We start from the raw sequence: 18857 nt of genomic DNA, 5'->3' as shown, positions 1-18857 counted from the left end.
CCCTAAAAACTGTGTGCTAGTTCTCAAGATCAGTAAAGTAATACTGCAGAGAATGTGACAGAAAAAAGGTTCTTACGGCGGGGAAATGCGAAAGGAGCAAAGAAAATATAACTGCAAATTTCTTCAAAATTTGAAGTAAAATTGAAAATGGAGAGCAAAAGATGCAAAAACTTCTACACGAGGGAGTGGAAGTCGAAACATCAGTCGATGGCTTTACTGCCGTTGATTTTCCTGAAGTTACCGCCGAAAAACAGGAACGCAGACATCCGGTCCATACAGTCGTTATCACGCATTTCGAACTGGCCCGGATGATAGAACGAGTAAACCGCCGCTTTGTGAGCTTGCTAAAAACCGAGCTGACGAAGTTGGGCGTGGAAGATATCGGCCCGGCCCAGACCCTGGTTCTGATGGCTATCGGCGATGTCGAGCTCACTGTGGGTGAATTACTGGATCGCGGACATTACGTCGGTTCCAACATTTCCTATTATCTTAAACAGCTTACCGATGGTGGGTATGTTGATCGTGTCGCCTCGCAGAGGGACAAACGGTCTGCCCGTATCCGCCTGACGGACAAGGGTGAGCGGCTGTGTGCAAGCTTGCGGAATGCAAGCCGGGCCTACAACCATATCCTCACTCGCGATGATGACGATCTCAGAAATCTCGAGATCGCCTATCAGACTCTGCACAGACTGGAACTCGTGTGGGGTAACGCCGCACGATTTGGCATTTGATATGTTGCGATGCTTTTCGGCACTAGCCGAGCACGTTTCGTAACATGCGTATAGCATTTGTGCACAGGCGCGGTTTCGGCCAGTTTGCTGCTTTAGCCGAAAGTCTGGCTACCAGCGGACATGATGTAAGCCTGATCTGCGAGACAGTGGACCGTCGCCTCCCAGCGGTCCGCGTCATCCGCCACAGAGTGGAATCTGGTCCTCGTACCGGCGGTGCGATGGCCAGATATCTCGAAGTACCCGATCATCATACGAGGATCGGGTACCGTGTGGCCGAAACCCTGGAAACCATGGCTCATCAAGGCCAGGCGCCCGATATCGTCATCGGTCATATTGGTTGGGGCAGCATGATGTTCGTCAAGGACGTGCTGCCCTCAGCACCAGCTCTTGGTTATTGCGAGTTTTTCTACCGTGCCAATGGTGCGGATGTAGGATTTGCGCCCGGCGACCGACCAGACATCGAAACTCGCAAGCGTCTGCGTTTGCGCAACATGGCCCAGCTCGTCACCCTTGAAGGAATCGATGGTGGGTTTAGCCCGACACACTGGCAGAAAAGCCTCTACCCGCGTTCCGTGCAGAATCGCATCGCCGTGGTGCACGAAGGGGTGGATACAAAACTCTTCTATCCAGACCGTCACGCCACGATTCAGCTACCCGATGGACGCACGCTGAAGGCAGGAGAATCGCGCGTGATTACATTCGTCGCACGCGATCTCGAACCCTATCGTGGATTTCCGCAAGCACTCGAAGCCGCTGCCAAGGTCGTTCGGCAGAACGATGATGCGATCTTCGTGTTTGTCGGCGGTGATGGCGTCAGCTATGGAACGCCGCCGCCCGGTGGCGGATCGTGGCGCGAGCATCTGGTCAAGAATTTGGATCTGCCGCCGGATCGCATTGTATTTCCTGGTACAATTCCGCACGCCCAACTCCGTAAGCTCTACCAGATATCCACCGCACATATTTATCTGACATATCCGTTCGTCCTGTCCTGGTCGGTGGTGGAAGCGATGGCCTGCGGCGCGCTTATCATCGGTTCGGACACGCCGCCTGTTCGGGAAGTGATCCGCTCAGGTCAAAACGGGCTGCTCGTGCCGTTTTTTGACTCGGATGTGTTGGCGGAAGTGATCATGAATGTCCTTCGCGATCCCGATGCATGCCTCCAGATGCGTGCAGCCGCACGCCGGACAGTCGAAAATCGGTTCAGGCTGTCGGATTGTTTACAGCAGCAAAAAACCTTGATCGATGCAGTATTGAACGGGAGATAGTCAGTATGTGGCGACAATCGGGCGTGCAAACAGTGATACTAAAATATAAAATGCCGTATTTCTGCGTGTTTACGACGTAAACGCAATATATATGCACATTGTTTCAAATTTTGAATTAAACTTGTTCCAAATATTCGCAATATTATCATATAGTTGATGCTATAAGGCTGTTGACAATACATTGACTGTATTTTCTCATTGCAAGTGCAGGCCGAGACTCCCAAGTCGGCCATCACACAATGGATGATTATGTTGAGCACACCACTTCCTGCGATCTCGGCGCGGAAATCCCGCCGATATGCCATTGCTTCGATGCGTGATCGTGAAGCGCTGGAAGCGACGTCTCTGGGCGGGCTGACCACTTTTGTTGAAGGGGATGGAAAACGTCTTCGGCTGGCGAATACATTTCCGCTCATCGCGATTGCTGCTTCGCAAGAGGGCGAGGACGAACTGAAGACGGTTCTGCAACAGGTTTATCGTCTGAGCACCATTCCGGAACTTCCCGTTGTGCGAATCGACGATGCGACGGCGGAAACCGTTCCCCTGCTGGTCACCCAACTGCTTGAGAGCAGTTTGGATCGCCTTGTAGGCCACGTCAGCAAGGTTCACACCGAGCTCGCCATGCTGCGTCGCGAGCGTGAGACAATGTTTGAGAATTACCGGGCGATTGAAGACGCGTTTCACGCTCGCAACTGGGATTCCTCAACGGAAATCTTCAGCCATGCCCCTCTGGTCGACCCGAAGGACGAAGGCTTTGCGCGTCTGCTGCGCGAATCGGAGATCGAACAGCTTTTCCCGGTTTCGAGCTATGCCGTTTCCGGTTTTGCCCTGCATTTCCGTGAGTTGCCTGCTAATCGCAATGGCCAGCTGATCGTTACGCTGGACTATCTTGAAAACGGTGAAGGGATCGCCGAATGGCTGGTGCCTTACGGTGCGCTGCATTCGGAGTGGAACTTCTTCTCGCTTCCGAAGGCGTGCGATGGCAGCCATCGGACATTGCGTCTGCGCATCTCAGCTTCGGGCGGGGTTCCACCAGAATTGTCGTTGGGCAATGTGATCGCCAATGAGCGTTATGCGGCGCGTGCGCGTATTCCACATGCTGATCTTGACATGCGCCCTCTGGCATTGCGGATTTTCACCGGCCTGCCGGGCGTCCGTCCGGCATCGCTGCCGAATGCCATTGTACCGACTGCGCTGATCAATGGCCGCAAGGTTGATGATTACCGTCTGCCCGTTGAATTGCTGCGTAACGTGGCCAACGTGTCCGTCACACCTATTACGCCCGACTTTCCGACTGTGCGGTTTCTGGAACATGAAGATGCCATCGGCTGCCATCCGCTTGAGGAGGGGGTCACCGCAGCTGCAATCCGTCGTGTGGTCGCGCCGGGCACAGTACGAGTTTCAGCGCGGGCTGTGATTGATCATCCCGAAGGCCAGCCCTGCGCAGTGGGACTGCTGCTGGTCAATCTGGCGTCGGATGTGAAGGAAGAAATCGATGCGATTTCCAGCCTCGACCGCCGCCGCCAACAGGTGTTGTTCAGCGGCTGGTCGGAAGTTGCACCCAATCGTCCGATCGACATCAACTTCATGCTTGAGGAACCGATCGACCGCACGATGGATCTCGTCGTCCTGAGCAAAGCCGCAGCAGGTTCCGTGGATTTTTCCTGGCTCAAAGTGTTCAACTTCCGGCTGGTCAAGCACATTGAGGCGCGCCCCAGTCAGGAAATAACCAAAGAGGCCGCGAATGTACGATAGGTCGAAAGATTTGATCGTTGTCGCCATGCCACTCTATGGTCATGCGGCGCTGGCTCTCGAAGCGCTGGAAACCGTTCTCGCGTCAGAAACGGTTTTCCGCACGCAGATCGTGGTGTCCGTCGATGGTGATCCGCGCCGCGAAGTGTTTGATAGCCTGACGCTTTATGCGGCGGCTCATCCAAACATTCACATCATCTTCGGCGAGAATGCAGGGCCCGGCGGGGCGCGCAATCGTGCTGTCGACTATATTCTCGAAGAGATGCCGGATGTTAAAGCGGTTTATTTCGTTGATGCCGACAACCGGGTACAGCCCCACACCATCGATACGCTCTATCGCAAGCTTTTGGCGTCGAATGCGGGCTGGGTTTACACCAATATCGATACCTTTTCGGTCAACTGGCGCGCTCATTATGGCGACAGCTATTCGCGCCTGATCCACTGCATCACTGATAATATCTGCGATACCGGATCGATGATTTCTGCGGAGGTTTTCCGCAGCGGTGTCCGTTTTGATGATGATCGTCAAAATGGCTTTGAAGACTGGGAGTTCTGGCTGTCCGCCATTGAGGCAGGCTTTGTCGGTGCGCCTTGCCACGATACCGGCTTCGAGTATCGCCTGCGCGCGGAGAGCCGTTTCAAGGAAGCCAATCGTGACCGCTCCGGCTCAATCAGTTTCCTGCGCAAGCGGCACAAGGCGCTGTTCCGTCGCCCGACGCTTGTGGGTTTCGAGCATGAAGAATGTCCGCGCTATGGCGTGATCCGCGCAGGCGAGGGGACGGTCAGCCTTTTCACCGACCTCAGCCTTGGCACCTCAGATCTTAAATTTGATGATGCCATTCGCGCCTTCTGGGGCAGTGTGTCCGAACCGGACAATTTTCACTTTCCGCCGTTTCTAGCCTCTTCGAATACAGAGACATTGAAACTTCTGGCGCGTTCACGACTGTTGCCGAATATCCTGTCGCGGCTCGAAAAGCTTTCTGAACAGGCCAATATCGTCTTTGTGGAACTCACCAATGTCGAAGACGAGCGGCGCATCGATACTGAGATCATGCCTTCCGGCACGCGCCAGCCGCACGCTGATCTGATTTTCGTCTCGACGAAACTGATCAAGGACATCATCGAAAACGATGCGCTGGATTGGTTCGCATCATTGGGCACGCAGCAATTGTGGCCCACATCAGCGCGGATGAAAGTGCGTTTCCCGTTCCCGCGTGTGCGTCAGCGCCGGGCCTTGTCACGGCCTGAACAATCGATGCTCAATCTGGTGACGTCGATTGCGACCAGCCCGCTCAAGCAAAGTGCGGCCATGCGCTGGACATGGCGTCCGCGTCGCCTGCCCGCACTTTCTGAGATGTATCAGGTGCTGCGCAATGAACTTGGTGGCGGGCCGGTGCTGCCACTTGCGCATAATGCAGCAAGGAAGAAAACGGCTGCCGTTCTGGTGCCGAATGCCTCGTTCGGCGGGGCGGAGAAGGTTGCTTATGCCGCCGGGCGTGAGTTGAAAAACCAAGGATTTGAAACCCACCTCTTCGTGCTTGGCAATGAGCGGATGGATGTGCTGGACGAGTTCGACCAGTCCTTCGACTACCTGCATTTCTGGAAGGATGGCATTCCCGCCTGGGGAGACACAAATCGCTTCTTGGGGCAGGATTTTATCACCGACGATCATCCGCTTGATTGGGGCATCCTGCGTGGCCAGCTTTCAGGATTCGACCTTGTCGTGAACAATCACGTCATGGCGGCGCATCCGTTGATGGGTAAACTTCGCTCTGAAGGCACGCGCACCGCCTGCTATCTGCATGTGGTGGATGAAACGGTCTTCCGCCGCCAGGCGGGGCAGCCCTATGCCGCGATTGCCTTTGAACATGCCTATGATGCATTCCTGACCTGTTCGGATCAATTGAAAATCTATCTGCACAGCTTTGGCGTGCCGTATGAAAAAGTGTTCTCCGTGCCAAACGGAGCTAGTTTTTCAATCGATACAAAACTGCGTGCGCAAGTCACCGCAGCGCGCAAGCAAGGCCGCAAGGGCGAACCGATGCGAATGCTCTATATGGGGCGTCTCGATCGCCAAAAGGGTATCGACAGGCTGCATGATGCAATCGTCAAGCTGAAAGAGCAGGGTATTCCCTTCGAAGCGCAGGCAATTGGCGGCGAAATCCTCTCCGACGATCCAAGTGCCTCTTGGATGACGCGCCTGAAGGATGCGGGTGTGAAAGTCTCGCCACCAGTCTTTGACGGCAAGGACATTGCGAACCATCTCGCATGGGCTGATGTTCTCTTGATGCCATCGCGCTGGGAAGGTGCGCCGCTGATGATTGCCGAAGCACAGCAGCTTGGCTGCGTGCCGGTTGCGACGGCGGTTGGTGCTGTCGATGAGCTGATCAATCATGGCCGCGATGGCATTCTCATCCGCAATGGCAACGATGCGCAGATCGTCTCCGACATGACGCGCATTCTGACCATTCTTGCGCAGGATCGCGAAGCCCTGATGCGAACCGCTGAAGGTGCGCTCGCCTCCGCTGCTCACCGCACATGGAGCTCGGCTTTCTCCGAATTTACCGATTGGGCGAATGAAATACGCCCCGCTTATCCGAAATCCCGGTCTTCCCAGCCGGATGTTGCAGATGCTGCCAGCACGATCGCCGCTCTTCCCGGCCGTGCAGTTGCCTGATTATATCAGAAAGGTCGACCTATGAGCCGCCCAACCAATCCAAGAATCCTCGTCACAGGCATTCCGAGCCATCTGACGCGCCTTATCCAACGTGCGGATAAAGCGCAGGTCCATTATTCGGAAAAACAGCGGGATTCCGAATCCAGGGATAATTTCATCCAGGAGCTGAAGAATATCAGCAATACTGGCAATTATCTGATCGGCGAAGGTGCGATGACGGCGCTTCTGCCGAGCGCCAAGCACATCCCGTTCTGGCATCTCTATAATTGCGTGAACAATGGAACGGGTCTCGAAGAGGTCAACAAGGATTTCGATATCTGCGTCTTCACCTGCGCAAACCTTCTGCGCAAGGGCCTGTCCGCAGATGCGGAAGCGCTTGTTCTATCCAAACTTAATATGCCCGTCGTCATGCTCGGCATCGGCATCCAGAACCGTCCTGACATTGAAGGCGAAGACGGCCTGCCAGCGGGCACGAAGAAGCTTTTGGAAGTACTCAAATCCCGCGAGCATTATTTCCTCACGCGCGGTGAAAATGCTGCCGGATATCTCCGCGATCAAGGCTTTTCCTATGTTCGTCCGGTCGGCTGTCCGTCGCTCTATTTCCGTCCGGATAATATGCGCAAGGCGATCAGCCGTCTGCCCGATGTGAAGGTGGGCGAGGGCCGTACCGTTTTCACCGGTTATATGGGGGCGGAACTTGAAACCATTGGCGATATGAACGCGCTGAGTTCGGATGACGGTCGTTCAGCCTATGTGGTTCAAGATGAGCTGCTGCACTTCGACATGCAGCTTGAATCCGATGCCAATGGCCGCGCCTACGATTCCACAACCGGCGAACTCGTCGGTCCGTTGACCTACAAGGGCTCGGACGATCTCAAGAAGAAGATCAGCGTTCACGCCTTCCTCGATACTAATCAATGGCGTGCCTGGTGCTCGACTATGGATTTCTCCTTCGGTCGTCGTTTCCACGGCAATGTTATTTCCATGCAGGCTGGTGTGCCGAGCCTGATGGTCGCTGTCGATGATCGTATGCGAGAGATGCTGAATTTCTCCGGTCTGCCGAAGATCGACGCGCGCGATCTCAATGCGGCCAACGATCGGAGGGCTTTCGTGAGCGACCACATCGCCGCGATGAATATCCCCGAAGTCATCGAAAACTACTCGGCGCGAGAACGCAATTTCCGAAGCGTGCTTTCAGAAATCGGCATTGGATAACTCCCAGTCCACCTCGGTCTGAAGCAGGCTTCAGATTTTTATTGTTCGCATGTCTTTGTCCCAAAACCGGTTCCCACTTTTGGGAGACATGCCTTAACTCCAGCGAAGATGGATCACCATGCGCATAATGATCACCGGCATCCCGTCCTATTTGATGCGGACCGTCGAAAGCGTTTCAGGGGCGAGTGTCAAGCATCGCCCCTATTTCGAACCCATCCGCACGAAGAAGGATGTGATCGATCAGGTCAAGAAGATTGCCAATACGGGCAATTATCTCATCGGTGAGGGTGCAGCTAATGCAGTGCGCGGCCATGATGTGACCTATGTGCCGTTCTGGCATCTGGCCAACAGCCTCAATTCACCGGATACCTATGCGAAGCTCAACGAAAGCTTTGATCTTTGCCTGTTTGCCTCAGCCAATCTTCTGCGGCCCGGCTATGCGGCAACGACGGAATCCTTCGTCTTTGAAAAGCTGAACATGCCGATTGTGGTCATGGGCATCGGTATTCAGAAGAAGGAAAATCTGAAAGCGGAGTTGCCGGAAGGTACGCGCCGTTTCCTCGAAATTCTGCGCCGCAAGGAGAGCTTTTTCCTCACGCGCGGGCATTTCACCGAAGAGTTCCTGAAAGATGCGGGCATGAAATATGTCCGTCCGACGGGCTGCCCATCGCTTTATTATGCGCCGGATCAGATGAAGCTCTCGCTGAGCCGCCTTGCCGATCCCAGCCTTGCAGACGCGCAGAAAATTTCCTTCGGCGGCTATCTTGGCAGTGTGGCGGATACGATTGTTGATGCCCATGCACTGCTCGAAAAGGACAGCGTTGCAAGCTATGTCATTCAGGATGAGGTCATCGTCTACAACATGAACATGGCGGGTGAAGATCATTCCGAAGCCTATGATCAGGCCGCAAGCCGCATCACGGCGCCGGTCGATTACAAACACATGGAAAAATGGCAGCGCAAGAACGAGCTGCTGGTGTTCTTTGATACGCACAAATGGCGCAGCTGGATTTCCAGTCAGGATTTCGGCCTGAGCCGCCGTTTCCACGGCACGATCATCGGAATGCAGTCGGGTGTCCCGGGACTGATGATCGCTGTCGATGATCGCATGCGCGAAATGCTCGGTTTTGTTGGCTTCCCGCATATCGATGCGAGCGTCTGGAATCGCGAGCCGCAGAAAAAAGCCTATCTGCGCGACTTCCTTTCCAGGATCGATGTGCCAGCGGCCATCAATCGTTATTCGGAATGTGAAGCCAATTTCAACGGCGTGCTGAAGGATATCGGTATCCGATGATGGAAACCTGCAAGAGCATCGGGAGTGGGGTGGTGGCAGCGGTGGCGCTTTTAGGCGGCATGTTGTTAGCAGCCCAATCTGAGAGCGCTTTTGCCGATACGCGCTTTGGCGTCAACAGGGTCAACATGGCCTGGCTCAAGCCGGCAGAGCGCGAGCTGATTTTCAATCAGATGATTGAGAACGGTGTGGTGGCGGTTCGGCTGTCACTCACACGACCGCTCGATCAAAGCATCGATGCCGTACGCCTTGCCCATGAAAAAGGCCTCGCTATTCTGCTCGAAATATCGCTCAACAATGCAGACTTCTATCCTGAAGGAACGAAGCCCCGTTCCGGGCGTGGGCGTATCTGGGACATGTATCGGCTTTCCGACATATCCCCCGAGCACTTTCAGCAGGTAATGGGTGCCGCCTTGCAAAAGATTGATGCGCTGGGGGTTCCGCTCGTTGCCATTGAACCCGGCAATGAGATCAACTGGGGTGCTTATAATGGCGATCTTGCCATTCTGCCCAAGGAAAAGATGAAGACTGCCCGCTCTTTAAGCGAGATGGAGGAGATTCCTCTGGTCGAAAAAGGCGCAGAGAAATACGTTGAACTTTTGCGTATTGTCCGGGCAGAGCTGGCGAAAACCAAGCATAGCACCGAGGCAAAGGTTGTATCTGCGGGTTTGTCCGACATCCCCTTCATCGATGCCGACCGGCGCGGAATCGACACTGTCGAACCCGCCGCCTTTACTGATCTTCTCAAGAAGTATGGTTTGGATGGCGCTGCAGACGGCTACGGCATTCACATCTATCCGGGCAGCAGTGGCACGCGGGCCGCACGTGCAAAGCACATCAGCAATGCGCTTTCGTTCTGCGGTGGGGCGGATGGCAAGCCTTGTTGGATCACGGAATGGGGCTTTGCCAATACGTCCAAGGCCTGCCCGGCCAATGACAATAATCGCGAACAACTGGTCGAGAAAGCACGCGACCGTTTTCGGCAGATGATGGATAGCGGCCAGATCGCAGCCGCTTATTATTTTGATTGGGATGCAAGCACTTACGGTGTGTGGCGTTGCGGTTCGCTAACGCCAGCCGGTAAGGCTGCAACGGTGACGAAATGAAACTCAAGACTGTAATCATCGGTGGTTCAAACACCGTCATGCTGCCCGGCTATCTGCCGACGCTTTTATCGACGATGGCGAAACGCGGCGTGGAACTCGACATCGTCGCTGATCTCGCGGTTGGGGGCACGACGAGTGCTCTTGGCCTTTATCAGCTCAAGCAGTTCGAACAGCTCGAAGAGTGTGAGCTGTTGCTGATCGAATATGCGATCAATGATGCCTTCGTTTATGGCGATGAACGGCGTCCATTCCGTCATTGGGCACGGTTTTACGAAGGGATCATTCGTTACGCGCTTGAGCGCAACCCAAACTTGCGTATTGCAACGCTTGTGTTCGGCGCACGCAATGGCTCATTTCTGAATTCCGTTCCCTCTATTGATGCAGGCATCAACTACATTTCGCAATGGTATGGAACGATCTCAGCCGATGTCTCGCGAATGCTGATGCAACAATATGGCCGTGATGTCGTAAGCAATCCGGCTTTCTATCTCGATCAGGGTCATTATGCGCGCCCAGTTTCGACAACCATCGTTGCGAACTTGATTGCAGATGTTCTCGAACCGGCCTTGTCTGTTCCACATCGTCCAAAAGCGCTGCCGTTCGCTATCGACCCGGACCATTTCGCCAATGCACGCGCTTTGAGCGGCGAGCAGCTTTGCAAGCGGCTGGGGCGCGTGCCGGTCCAATACAGCAATCGCCGATTCTCGATTTCGGCTCTCGATCTCGGTTCAGACAGAATGCGCTTTGAAGTTGATAACGGACAACTGCTGGCGCTTGGCTATGTCTGTGATCCGCGCATTCCACCGCTCGATGTGGCGATGGGCGGGGAGGTGCATCGCGCGGCAATGATGAAGGGCGGCGTACGCGACGGAACTTACAAGTTTCTGGTTTCGATGCTGAGTTTCGAGTTTCTTTACGGCACTAAATTGCTGGAAGCACGCGGGAATGTGGCGCTTACTCTATCTGGTGCCGAAGAGGGCGTGGAACATAAGCTGCATGTTCCCAAAGATAGTGCCCATCACGAGGAACTGCCTGTGGAGCCGGTGCTTCCGATAACCGGCATCCTGTTTTCCGGCAATTTGAAAGTCATGTCGCTGGAGAAGAAGGCTGCTGTAAGCGCTGTTCTATCAGAAGCGGCCCAGTAGCTGTTATTCTACGAAAATGTTGACGCTGGCGGCCCGTCCGGCAGCGTCGACCACGGTCAACGTCGAATATCCGGTTCCGTCCGGTTGCCAGTTTGTTGTCCGCCGCCGCTCAATCTCAGCAATGGGCTTGCCATTGGCAAGCCAGCGAAACGGTGCGCGTCCGCCCTGTAATTTCAGCACCAATGGCGAGGCATTATCGGTCAGGGCTTTCAATTCGACATGCGCGCCATCAGGTGGAAACACGATGCGCGGCGCAGGCTCAATCGTGGCTTTGAGAACCGGCAGCGGATCGCTCGCAGACGAAAAGCGTATCTGCGTTACAGGAAGATCGGCGCGTGCTGTGCGAAATGCGCCAGCAGGCGCACGCGGTAACGGCACGGAAACAACGCCTGAGCGCACAAAGGCTTCAAACAGGATGGGTGCTGCCGAAACATAACCGGCAAGGCCCGGCACCGAGCCACCATCGGCACGCCCGACCCAGACACCCAGCACATAACGCCCGTCATAACCGACCGACCATGCATCACGATATCCATAGGACGTGCCGGTCTTGTAAGCGAGGCCGAGGCGTTTAGCACCCTGCGGCGGCACGACACCGGCCAGAATATCGCCAATCTGCCACGATGCCTGCTCGGTGAGAATAGGGGCCGATGGCTGCACCGGCTCTGAGCCTTCGGTGCCGTCACGAAGGGCTGCACTGCGACCGCCATTGGCAAGGCCTGTATAAAGCTGCACCAGATCGCGCAGGCTGATGCCCGCACCGCCAAGTCCGATGGCAAGGCCCGGCGCTTCGCCTTTCGGCAATTGGAGATTAACCGCCGCCTGACGAATACGCGCGGTGAGCCGTGCTGGACCGACTGCATCGAGCAGGCTGATGGTCGGCACATTCAGCGACATTTGCAGCGCCTGGCGGATGCTGACATCGCCCTGATAGCTCATATCGAAGTTACGCGGACGATAACCCGCAAAATCCTGCGGGCGGTCCTCGATGATGGTTTCCTGCGCAATCAGTCCCTGCTCGAAGGCCAGCCCATAGATGAAAGGTTTTAACGTTGAACCCGGCGAGCGCACGGCGCGGGTCATATCGATCCAGCCCTGCCGCTTGCCATCGAAGTAATCAGCGGAGCCGACTTCGCCTAAGATATTGCCGTTGCGACTGTCGGCCAGCACCATGGCGACCGATACTTTTGGCCCAAGCTTCGCAGCAGCTTCGCGTGCCACAACTTCAAGCCCAGCCTGCACCGACTTCTTAAGCGTCAGCTGATGCCGGGCCTCGGTCGGCGCCTGTTTCAAAGCGAGATCGGCAAAGTGAGCGGCCAATGAAGGCAAGGGATGACGCGTCGCGGATATGCGCTCACGCGATGCACGCTCGGCTTCTTCGCTCGTGAAAACATCAGACGAAACCATGCGTTTTAGAACGCGATCCCGCGCAGCAACCGCGTTCTCCATCTCGCGATCCGGGCGGCGGCGCTCCGGCAATTGCGGCAAAGCCACAAGAAGCGCTGCTTCCGATATGGTGAGGCGCAGCGGCTCCTTGCCAAAATAGGCTAATGATGCCGACCGTACGCCTTCCAGATTGCCGCCATAGGGCGCGAGTGTCAGATAACGTTCGAGAATTTCAGATTTGCTCAGCCGTCGCTCAATTTGAACTGCACGCGCCAGCTGCCGGAACTTGGAGCCGAAGCTGCGGCTTTCGCGCGGTTCTATCAGGCGGGCAAGTTGCATGGACAGTGTGGAGCCGCCGGAAACAATACGAGCACTCCCTGCAAGCTGATAAGCGGCACGCAACAGCGCCCAGCCATCAATACCGCCATGATCGTAGAACCGCTTGTCCTCATAGGCGATCAGCATTTTCACGAATTTCGGATCGACATCCTCAATCCGTGTATTGAGCCGCCAATAGCCGTCCGGCGTTGCATAGGCGCGGAGCAAAGCGCCGTCACGATCCATGACTTCGATGGAAATGGTCAGCCGTTCCGGCAAAGGCGGAGGATAAGCGCGGTCGAGCCAGTCAAGCCCAGCAACCGTTCCTACAGCGGCGATGCCGAGAAACACGGCACCGCCAATCACTATTTTCCACCGCCTTTTCATTCGTCTGGCCGCGCTATGGCGCGGCCACCTCCATCATGCCCGTTGCCGTGCGCGCTGCAAATTGCGGACGATACATATCCTCAACCGTTGCCGCCGGATGCGTGTAAAGACCCGGCGTCACCGCACGCACCACATAAGCGAGTGTGATCGGCTTCTTCTCGCCTGCGGAGCGGTCGAAAGCAGCCACGAAACGATCATTGCGGAATTCGAGATGGGCCGCTTGCGTGCTTTCGAGCCATGAGAAATTGCCAAGATCAGCGCTGGAAACAAGGCCCGGATTGTCGATCTCAAAACCGGCTGGCAGCAGATCGGTCACAAGCAGACGCGACTGCCATTCCTGCAGATCGTCGATTTTCAGAACAACAACATAGCGCTCATTCTGGTTGACGCCGGTGACATTGGCCGGTTCGCCATCAAGCGTATAATAAGTGCGCTCGATGTTGAAACCTTCACCACCCGCAGGCAGTGACTGAGCGGGTGCAGCAACAGCCGTGACGACCGCATCGACCGAGCCTTTGCCGATATTTGTGACGACGAGAGGCTGCGCTTCAAGGGCTGCACCATTGAGGCGCTCGGAGAACGCACCTTCATGCGCGGTGCCATTGATGTCGAGGCTGATTACACCACTGTCATCCTGAAGCCCACGTGCTGCAAGCAGCATCCATGCCTGATCCTGCGTGCTCAGATAACGCGCGCGCTCACGTTGGAACTCGACCAGCGTAATCAGCGACGGCAGCACTTTCGGTGCAGGCTTGGTTTCCGCAGCAAGCGCCAGCATGGCCGCACCGTCACGCAGCGGCGAACCATAATCGGAGCGGTTATAGTCGTAGCTGGACTGGTTGGTTGCAAGCTGGAGCGACGCATTGAACACTCGTTCCGAGCGCGGCTGATCGCCATAAAGTGCTAATGCTGCACCCAGCTGGGCGACGGCCATCGGGCTTGCGAAGTTTTCGAGCTGGGTATCGGCGAAGTAACGCAGATCGCCAACAGAAGCCTTCTTGTTGCGGGAGAGAACATAAAGCGCATAGGCAATGTCGTTGCCACGTTCCTTGACGTCGGTGGTATAGCCGAGCGCATTTTGCAGATTAGAAAGTGCGGACAGCATCGCCTGCTGCGGCACGTCATAACCCTTTTCGCGGGCACGCGTGAGGAAGTCGGTCACATAGGCGTCCATCCAGAGATCGCCCGACCCCGGCGACCACAGGCCAAACGAACCGCTTGAAGACTGGTTGTTCAGCACGCGGAAGATCGAATCCTGTACGCGCTTCTTGAGCTCTTCCTGACTTTCCAGACCCGCTGCGGCTTTTGTGCCTGCCGCCATTTCGCTCAAATAGAGCAGCGGTAACGCGCGGCTGGTGGTCTGCTCGGTGCAGCCATACGGATAGCGGTCGAGCGCCATCAACAAAGCTGGCACATCAAATGCGGCACTTCGCGTCACACCAACGCTGACAAAAGCACCATCAAGCAGACTTTCAGATAGAAGGCCGCCATCGACTCGCACACTTCCGCCATTGGCCGTGAGATTGACGACATGGCGGCTCGTGACCGGCAGATCGACCGGACGCACCGGCAATGCCAAAGCCTGTTCAACATTGAGACCTGCATCGTTGGAAAGCCGGATCGTCACACCACCGGCACCCGTTGCCACAGCATTGAGCGGAACGGTGATCGACTGTCGTTTGCCACCTTTAAGCGCGATGCTTTCAGGGTAGGAGCCAACCTCGACACCGAGATTATCGGTGGTCTCAAGGCTCACACGATAATCGCCGTCCGGTGCATCCGTATTGGCAATATCGAAGCGGATATTGGCCTGATCGCCAGGGGCCATGAAGCGTGGCAGACCAGCGGTGATGACCACCGGATCGCGGATGATGACATCGGTCACCGCATGGCCGACTGCCTTCTTGGTCCATGCAACCGCCATGACGCGCGCGGTGCCGTTGAACTGCGGTATGTCGAAAGTGACTGTTGCCTTGCCGTCGCTGTCGAGTTCAACCGGACCGGAGAACAGCGCAACCAGCTTTTCGGTGGGCGGACTGCCTTCGGCTGCCATATTGCCACCATCGCCACCTGTGCGCAGCTTGCCGGTGACACCGAGCGAGCCATCGATCAGGCGACCGTACATATCGCGCATTTCAAGGCCCAGCTGACGCTGGCCGAAGAACCAGTTTTCAGGGTTCGGCGGTTGATAACGTGTCAGATTAAGAATGCCGACATCGACTGCCGCGACCATGACATAGGCCTGTTCGCCACCCGCATTTTCAACCGAAACCGGGATGGAAAGTGTGGAACGCGGCGCGATCTTTTCAGGCGGGGTCAGCTTGACTGCAAGCTGCTTGTCGGCAGGATCGACTTTCAGCCATTTAAGACCAATCGCACGCGCAGGCATACGGCTTTCAATCGCCTCACCCGGACGGAACAGCGTTGCCGTAACATAGGCGCCGGCACCCCAATCCTCACCCACCGGAATATCGATGGTCGTACCACTTTCCGGCACGCTGGCGGTGATGGTCTGGAGCAGCTTTTCTGCACCAATGGTGATGAGCAACTCACCGGCAAAACGCGGGGAGATTTTCAGTTCTGCCGTGTCACCCGCCGCATAATGTTCCTTGTCGAGCGCGATTTCCAGCCCGTCCGGCGTTTCGGTCGAGGTTGAGCTGACAAACCAGCCCGCATCGAATTCATAGCTTGTGGCCGGACCCGAAGCATCAGCTGTTTCGATTTCCAGACGGTAACGACCCCAATCGACCGGCAGACTGATTTCAGCCTCGCTATCGGTTTTAAGGTCAATCTTGCCGTTGGCAATCGCCTTGGTGAAAGTGACCGGCTCGTAGTTCCAGCTGTTGCCACTGCGATACCACTGATAATTACGCTCGATCTTGACCAGCGACCATTGTGCGCCATCAAGCGCCTTGCGATCACCCTTGCTGTCAGAGGCGATCAGGCTGAACTTTGCAGTGCCACCCTGCGGAACTTCATCGCCAGCGAAATCCGGACGAATGCCGATGAGATCGGTTTCCGGCTGAATGGCAACATCGATCTTACGCTCAACCGCACGACCGCCGGTTTCGCGCATACGAACGGTGACGGCTGCATTGACGAGACGCGTCGTTGACGGCATTTCATCGACTGCAACCGGGAAAGTCGCCTTGCCGTTGTCATCAACCTTCGACAGACCATCGAGCGGCAGACGTGTGGCTTCGCCCTGTTCTTCATCGGCGAGGCCAAAATAATAGCCCTTGAAGCGGTCCCACTGGCGTTTGGTCGAAAGCGTGACTTCGCCTTCAAGCGCAAGACCGGCGGCTGGCGCACCATAGAGGAAACGACCGTCCACGGTGATACTGGCGGTTTCGCCAACAGCGATTTCCGGCTTGTCAGACCTCAGATCGAACTCGATCCGGTCCGGCACGAAATCTTCAACCAGGAACATCTGCGTGGCAATCGCTGGTTGCTTGGGATCGGTATAGACCGATACAGACCAGGTGCCGCGCATGGCGTTCGACGGCAAGGTCAGGTCGATGGCATGACCACCGGCCAGTTTGCTGTCGGAAACGAGACGGCGATCTTCCACGCCATCGGGACGCGTGAAGATGAAGGTGAGCGGCAGATCTTCAATTGCGGTTGCGGTGTCGTCACGCGCAAGCGCGCCTACATGCACAACTTCGCCAGCGCGGTAGATACCGCGCTCTGTCCATGCATAAAGATCAAGCGCTTTCGGCACGGCACGGCCCGTCACACCACGATCGGAAAGATCGAAACCGGCGCGCGCCATATCGAGGAATGTGAAATCCTCATCATGCTGACTTGCCATCAGCACCGCTGGCACCATGCCGTCCGTGCCGCGTGTCAGTCCCGGCGTAAACGTCGCACGGCCATCGCTGTCGGTGGTCGCTTCGCCCAGCACTTCATTGTTGCGTGCAAGCAGCGTCAGCTTCACGCCTTTAAGCGGCTCTGCGCTTTCCAGCGAACGGGCAAACACATTGATGCCGTCCTGTCCGGTATAGGTCGAAAGGCCGATGTCGGAAACAACAAACCACTGCGTTGCCTTGGTGCCATATTCGTCATCGGACTTCTGAACCAGAGGTTCAGCGGTCAACACATAGACGCCGGGCTTGCGTTCCGGCAGTGCTTCATCAACCGGGAAACTGGTCGTTGCTTCCTTGTTCAGCTCATTGCCTGCAACCTCGATTTCACCTTCCCAGACAGGCGCACCCATCTGATCGGAAACCGTGCTGATGTCGTAGCTGTCCAACTGGCGCAGGAACTGGTAGCCGGAGAGAAGCTGTGCCAGCGAACGGTCGCCGACGCGGTAGAGCTTGACCTTGGCTGCACTCAAATTGACGCTGACCAGCGGAATGCCGCGACGGGCTTTCGCAGGCAGCACGAAGCTGTCGCCGGTAAAGCGCACCGATGGCGCGCGGTCCTGCACATAGATCGAAAGATTGACCGGAGCTGGTAGCACTTCGCCAACAGCCGATGGCAAACCCTGACGAAAAGTCACCGTATAATTGCGGCCATGTTCCAGACCCTCGACGCAAATCTGGCGGTCCTTGGCGTCAACAGCTTTTGGCGCGCCATTATCGAGTGTAACGAAGCTCGAATAATCGACACCGCTTTTCACCAGTTCTTCGGAGAACTGCGCGCAGATGCGCGGCGCGGCATTATCATTATCGACCGTATTATTGACGATGCGGAAGCCTTTGCGGGCTTTCAGATCTTCATAGACTGCACGAACAGATGCGGAATTGACGAGATCAAGGCTCGCTTCATAAGCCTGCAAAGCCGGGCGCGATGCATCGCGCTTTTCCAGTGCCTGCGCCATGACGGCAAGCGCTTGCGCGCGCTCATCCTTGGTGCGTGAGGTCTGGTAGGCAAACCACGAGGCCGACGTCGCATCGCGCTGGAACTTGGAACGTTCCTGACCGTTGGACGGCTCGGTCGCAAGCGCTGCAAGCGCATATCCGGTCCAGATTTCGCTTTCATCCGGCGACATGCTGGCAGCCAGGCGGAACTTTTCCATTGCCGTGCGCGGATCGCCATTTAGGCCCGCTGCACCTGCTTCATTTCGCAAAGTGCGCAGGCTGTCGGAGCTTTCAAGGCCATTGATTGCGCGCTTCAGACGACGGGCTTCGTCAATCAGATTGGCGGCGAAGAACGAGATGCTGGGCGGAGCGCCAATATCTTCTACTTCGCGGGCTGCAGCGGATTGCGTGACGACCTTACCCGCAATAGAGCCAACGGACTGATTGAGCTTGTTGAAATCGGATTTCAAGAAACACCACTTGACCTTCGGATTATAGGTGAAGGCGAGGCATGCATTGTCGCCCAGACAAATGTTTTTGCACTGGTCGAGCGAGACATTCTTTTCCGTACGCAAGTCGAAGCCGAAATAATCGCTATCTTTGGTGATCTCTATCCGCCGGGTTTCGGCCGCTTGTGTAGTGTGTGGAGCTGCCGACAGGCAAGCTGTGACTGCAAAGGCCCAGAAAAGCCGGTTGAAACCAATAAGCATTTGCATCCCCTCACGACGACCGGTGCCATTTCCAATTCTATTAGAAAAGGCGAAAAGAATCCGGCTCATGTG

Annotated in this window: 10 protein-coding genes; 8 read left to right on the top strand and 2 right to left on the bottom strand. The window is 56.0% G+C overall.

Features of this window, described 5'->3' with window-relative positions:
• Window positions 1-161 precede the first annotated feature (161 nt).
• The 8 genes from AC1RHM_RS14330 to AC1RHM_RS14295 all read left to right on the top strand — a co-directional run bounded on the left by AC1RHM_RS14330 (window position 162) and on the right by AC1RHM_RS14295 (window position 11182).
• A complete protein-coding gene (locus AC1RHM_RS14330) occupies window positions 162-731 on the top strand; it encodes a MarR family winged helix-turn-helix transcriptional regulator (protein ID WP_010658636.1) in 570 nt (189 codons plus the stop codon).
• Between the two features lie 44 nt (window positions 732-775).
• Window positions 776-1996 (top strand): glycosyltransferase family 4 protein, encoded by a 1221-nt coding sequence (locus AC1RHM_RS14325; protein WP_151576816.1) that lies wholly within the window; start codon window positions 776-778, stop codon window positions 1994-1996.
• A gap of 249 nt (window positions 1997-2245) precedes the next feature.
• Window positions 2246-3751, top strand: a complete 1506-nt coding sequence (locus tag AC1RHM_RS14320) for a DUF6212 domain-containing protein (protein ID WP_010658638.1) — start codon at window positions 2246-2248, stop codon at window positions 3749-3751.
• Window positions 3741-6425 carry a glycosyltransferase gene (locus AC1RHM_RS14315; protein ID WP_036578861.1) on the top strand — a complete coding sequence of 895 codons (2685 nt, stop codon included), beginning with the start codon at window positions 3741-3743 and terminating at the stop codon, window positions 6423-6425. Before AC1RHM_RS14320 ends, AC1RHM_RS14315 begins: the two co-directional genes overlap by 11 nt.
• Before the next feature lie 21 nt (window positions 6426-6446).
• The gene (locus tag AC1RHM_RS14310) at window positions 6447-7640 is read left to right on the top strand and encodes a polysaccharide pyruvyl transferase family protein (protein WP_010658640.1); all 1194 of its coding nucleotides are present in this window, start codon (window positions 6447-6449) and stop codon (window positions 7638-7640) included.
• A 118-nt stretch (window positions 7641-7758) separates the two neighbouring features.
• On the top strand, window positions 7759-8934 hold the full coding sequence (locus AC1RHM_RS14305; RefSeq protein ID WP_036578860.1) for a polysaccharide pyruvyl transferase family protein: 1176 nt from the start codon (window positions 7759-7761) through the stop codon (window positions 8932-8934).
• Window positions 8931-10037: a hypothetical protein gene (locus AC1RHM_RS14300; protein WP_010658642.1), complete on the top strand. Its 1107-nt coding sequence runs from the start codon at window positions 8931-8933 to the stop codon at window positions 10035-10037. The genes AC1RHM_RS14305 and AC1RHM_RS14300 overlap by 4 nt, the downstream gene beginning before the upstream one ends.
• On the top strand, window positions 10034-11182 hold the full coding sequence (locus AC1RHM_RS14295; protein ID WP_010658643.1) for a hypothetical protein: 1149 nt from the start codon (window positions 10034-10036) through the stop codon (window positions 11180-11182). The genes AC1RHM_RS14300 and AC1RHM_RS14295 overlap by 4 nt, the downstream gene beginning before the upstream one ends.
• A gap of 3 nt (window positions 11183-11185) precedes the next feature.
• On the opposite strand, the gene pbpC is transcribed toward AC1RHM_RS14295, so the two are convergent.
• Window positions 11186-13273, bottom strand: a complete 2088-nt coding sequence (pbpC, locus tag AC1RHM_RS14290) for a penicillin-binding protein 1C (RefSeq protein WP_036563451.1) — start codon at window positions 13271-13273, stop codon at window positions 11186-11188.
• Between the two features lie 13 nt (window positions 13274-13286).
• On the bottom strand, window positions 13287-18791 hold the full coding sequence (locus AC1RHM_RS14285) for an alpha-2-macroglobulin family protein (protein WP_010658645.1): 5505 nt from the start codon (window positions 18789-18791) through the stop codon (window positions 13287-13289).
• Window positions 18792-18857: the final 66 nt, after the last annotated feature.

It is taken from the genome of Brucella sp. GW823-FHT04E01 (genome assembly GCF_058796175.1).
Note: the sequence above shows the minus strand (reverse complement) of the source record. Positions and strands in the feature narration are given on the sequence as shown.

What these genes read in the sequence shown, in the direction of transcription:
- AC1RHM_RS14330 (WP_010658636.1), top strand. Translation starts at nt 162, where the DNA reads ATGCAAAAACTTCTACACGAGGGAGTGGAAGTCGAAACATCAGTCGAT.
- AC1RHM_RS14310 (WP_010658640.1), top strand. Translation starts at nt 6,447, where the DNA reads ATGAGCCGCCCAACCAATCCAAGAATCCTCGTCACAGGCATTCCGAGC.
- AC1RHM_RS14305 (WP_036578860.1), top strand. Translation starts at nt 7,759, where the DNA reads ATGCGCATAATGATCACCGGCATCCCGTCCTATTTGATGCGGACCGTC.
- pbpC (WP_036563451.1), bottom strand. Translation starts at nt 13,273, where the DNA reads ATGAAAAGGCGGTGGAAAATAGTGATTGGCGGTGCCGTGTTTCTCGGC.
- AC1RHM_RS14315 (WP_036578861.1), top strand. Translation starts at nt 3,741, where the DNA reads ATGTACGATAGGTCGAAAGATTTGATCGTTGTCGCCATGCCACTCTAT.
- AC1RHM_RS14285 (WP_010658645.1), bottom strand. Translation starts at nt 18,791, where the DNA reads ATGCAAATGCTTATTGGTTTCAACCGGCTTTTCTGGGCCTTTGCAGTC.
- AC1RHM_RS14300 (WP_010658642.1), top strand. Translation starts at nt 8,931, where the DNA reads ATGATGGAAACCTGCAAGAGCATCGGGAGTGGGGTGGTGGCAGCGGTG.
- AC1RHM_RS14325 (WP_151576816.1), top strand. Translation starts at nt 776, where the DNA reads ATGCGTATAGCATTTGTGCACAGGCGCGGTTTCGGCCAGTTTGCTGCT.
- AC1RHM_RS14320 (WP_010658638.1), top strand. Translation starts at nt 2,246, where the DNA reads ATGTTGAGCACACCACTTCCTGCGATCTCGGCGCGGAAATCCCGCCGA.
- AC1RHM_RS14295 (WP_010658643.1), top strand. Translation starts at nt 10,034, where the DNA reads ATGAAACTCAAGACTGTAATCATCGGTGGTTCAAACACCGTCATGCTG.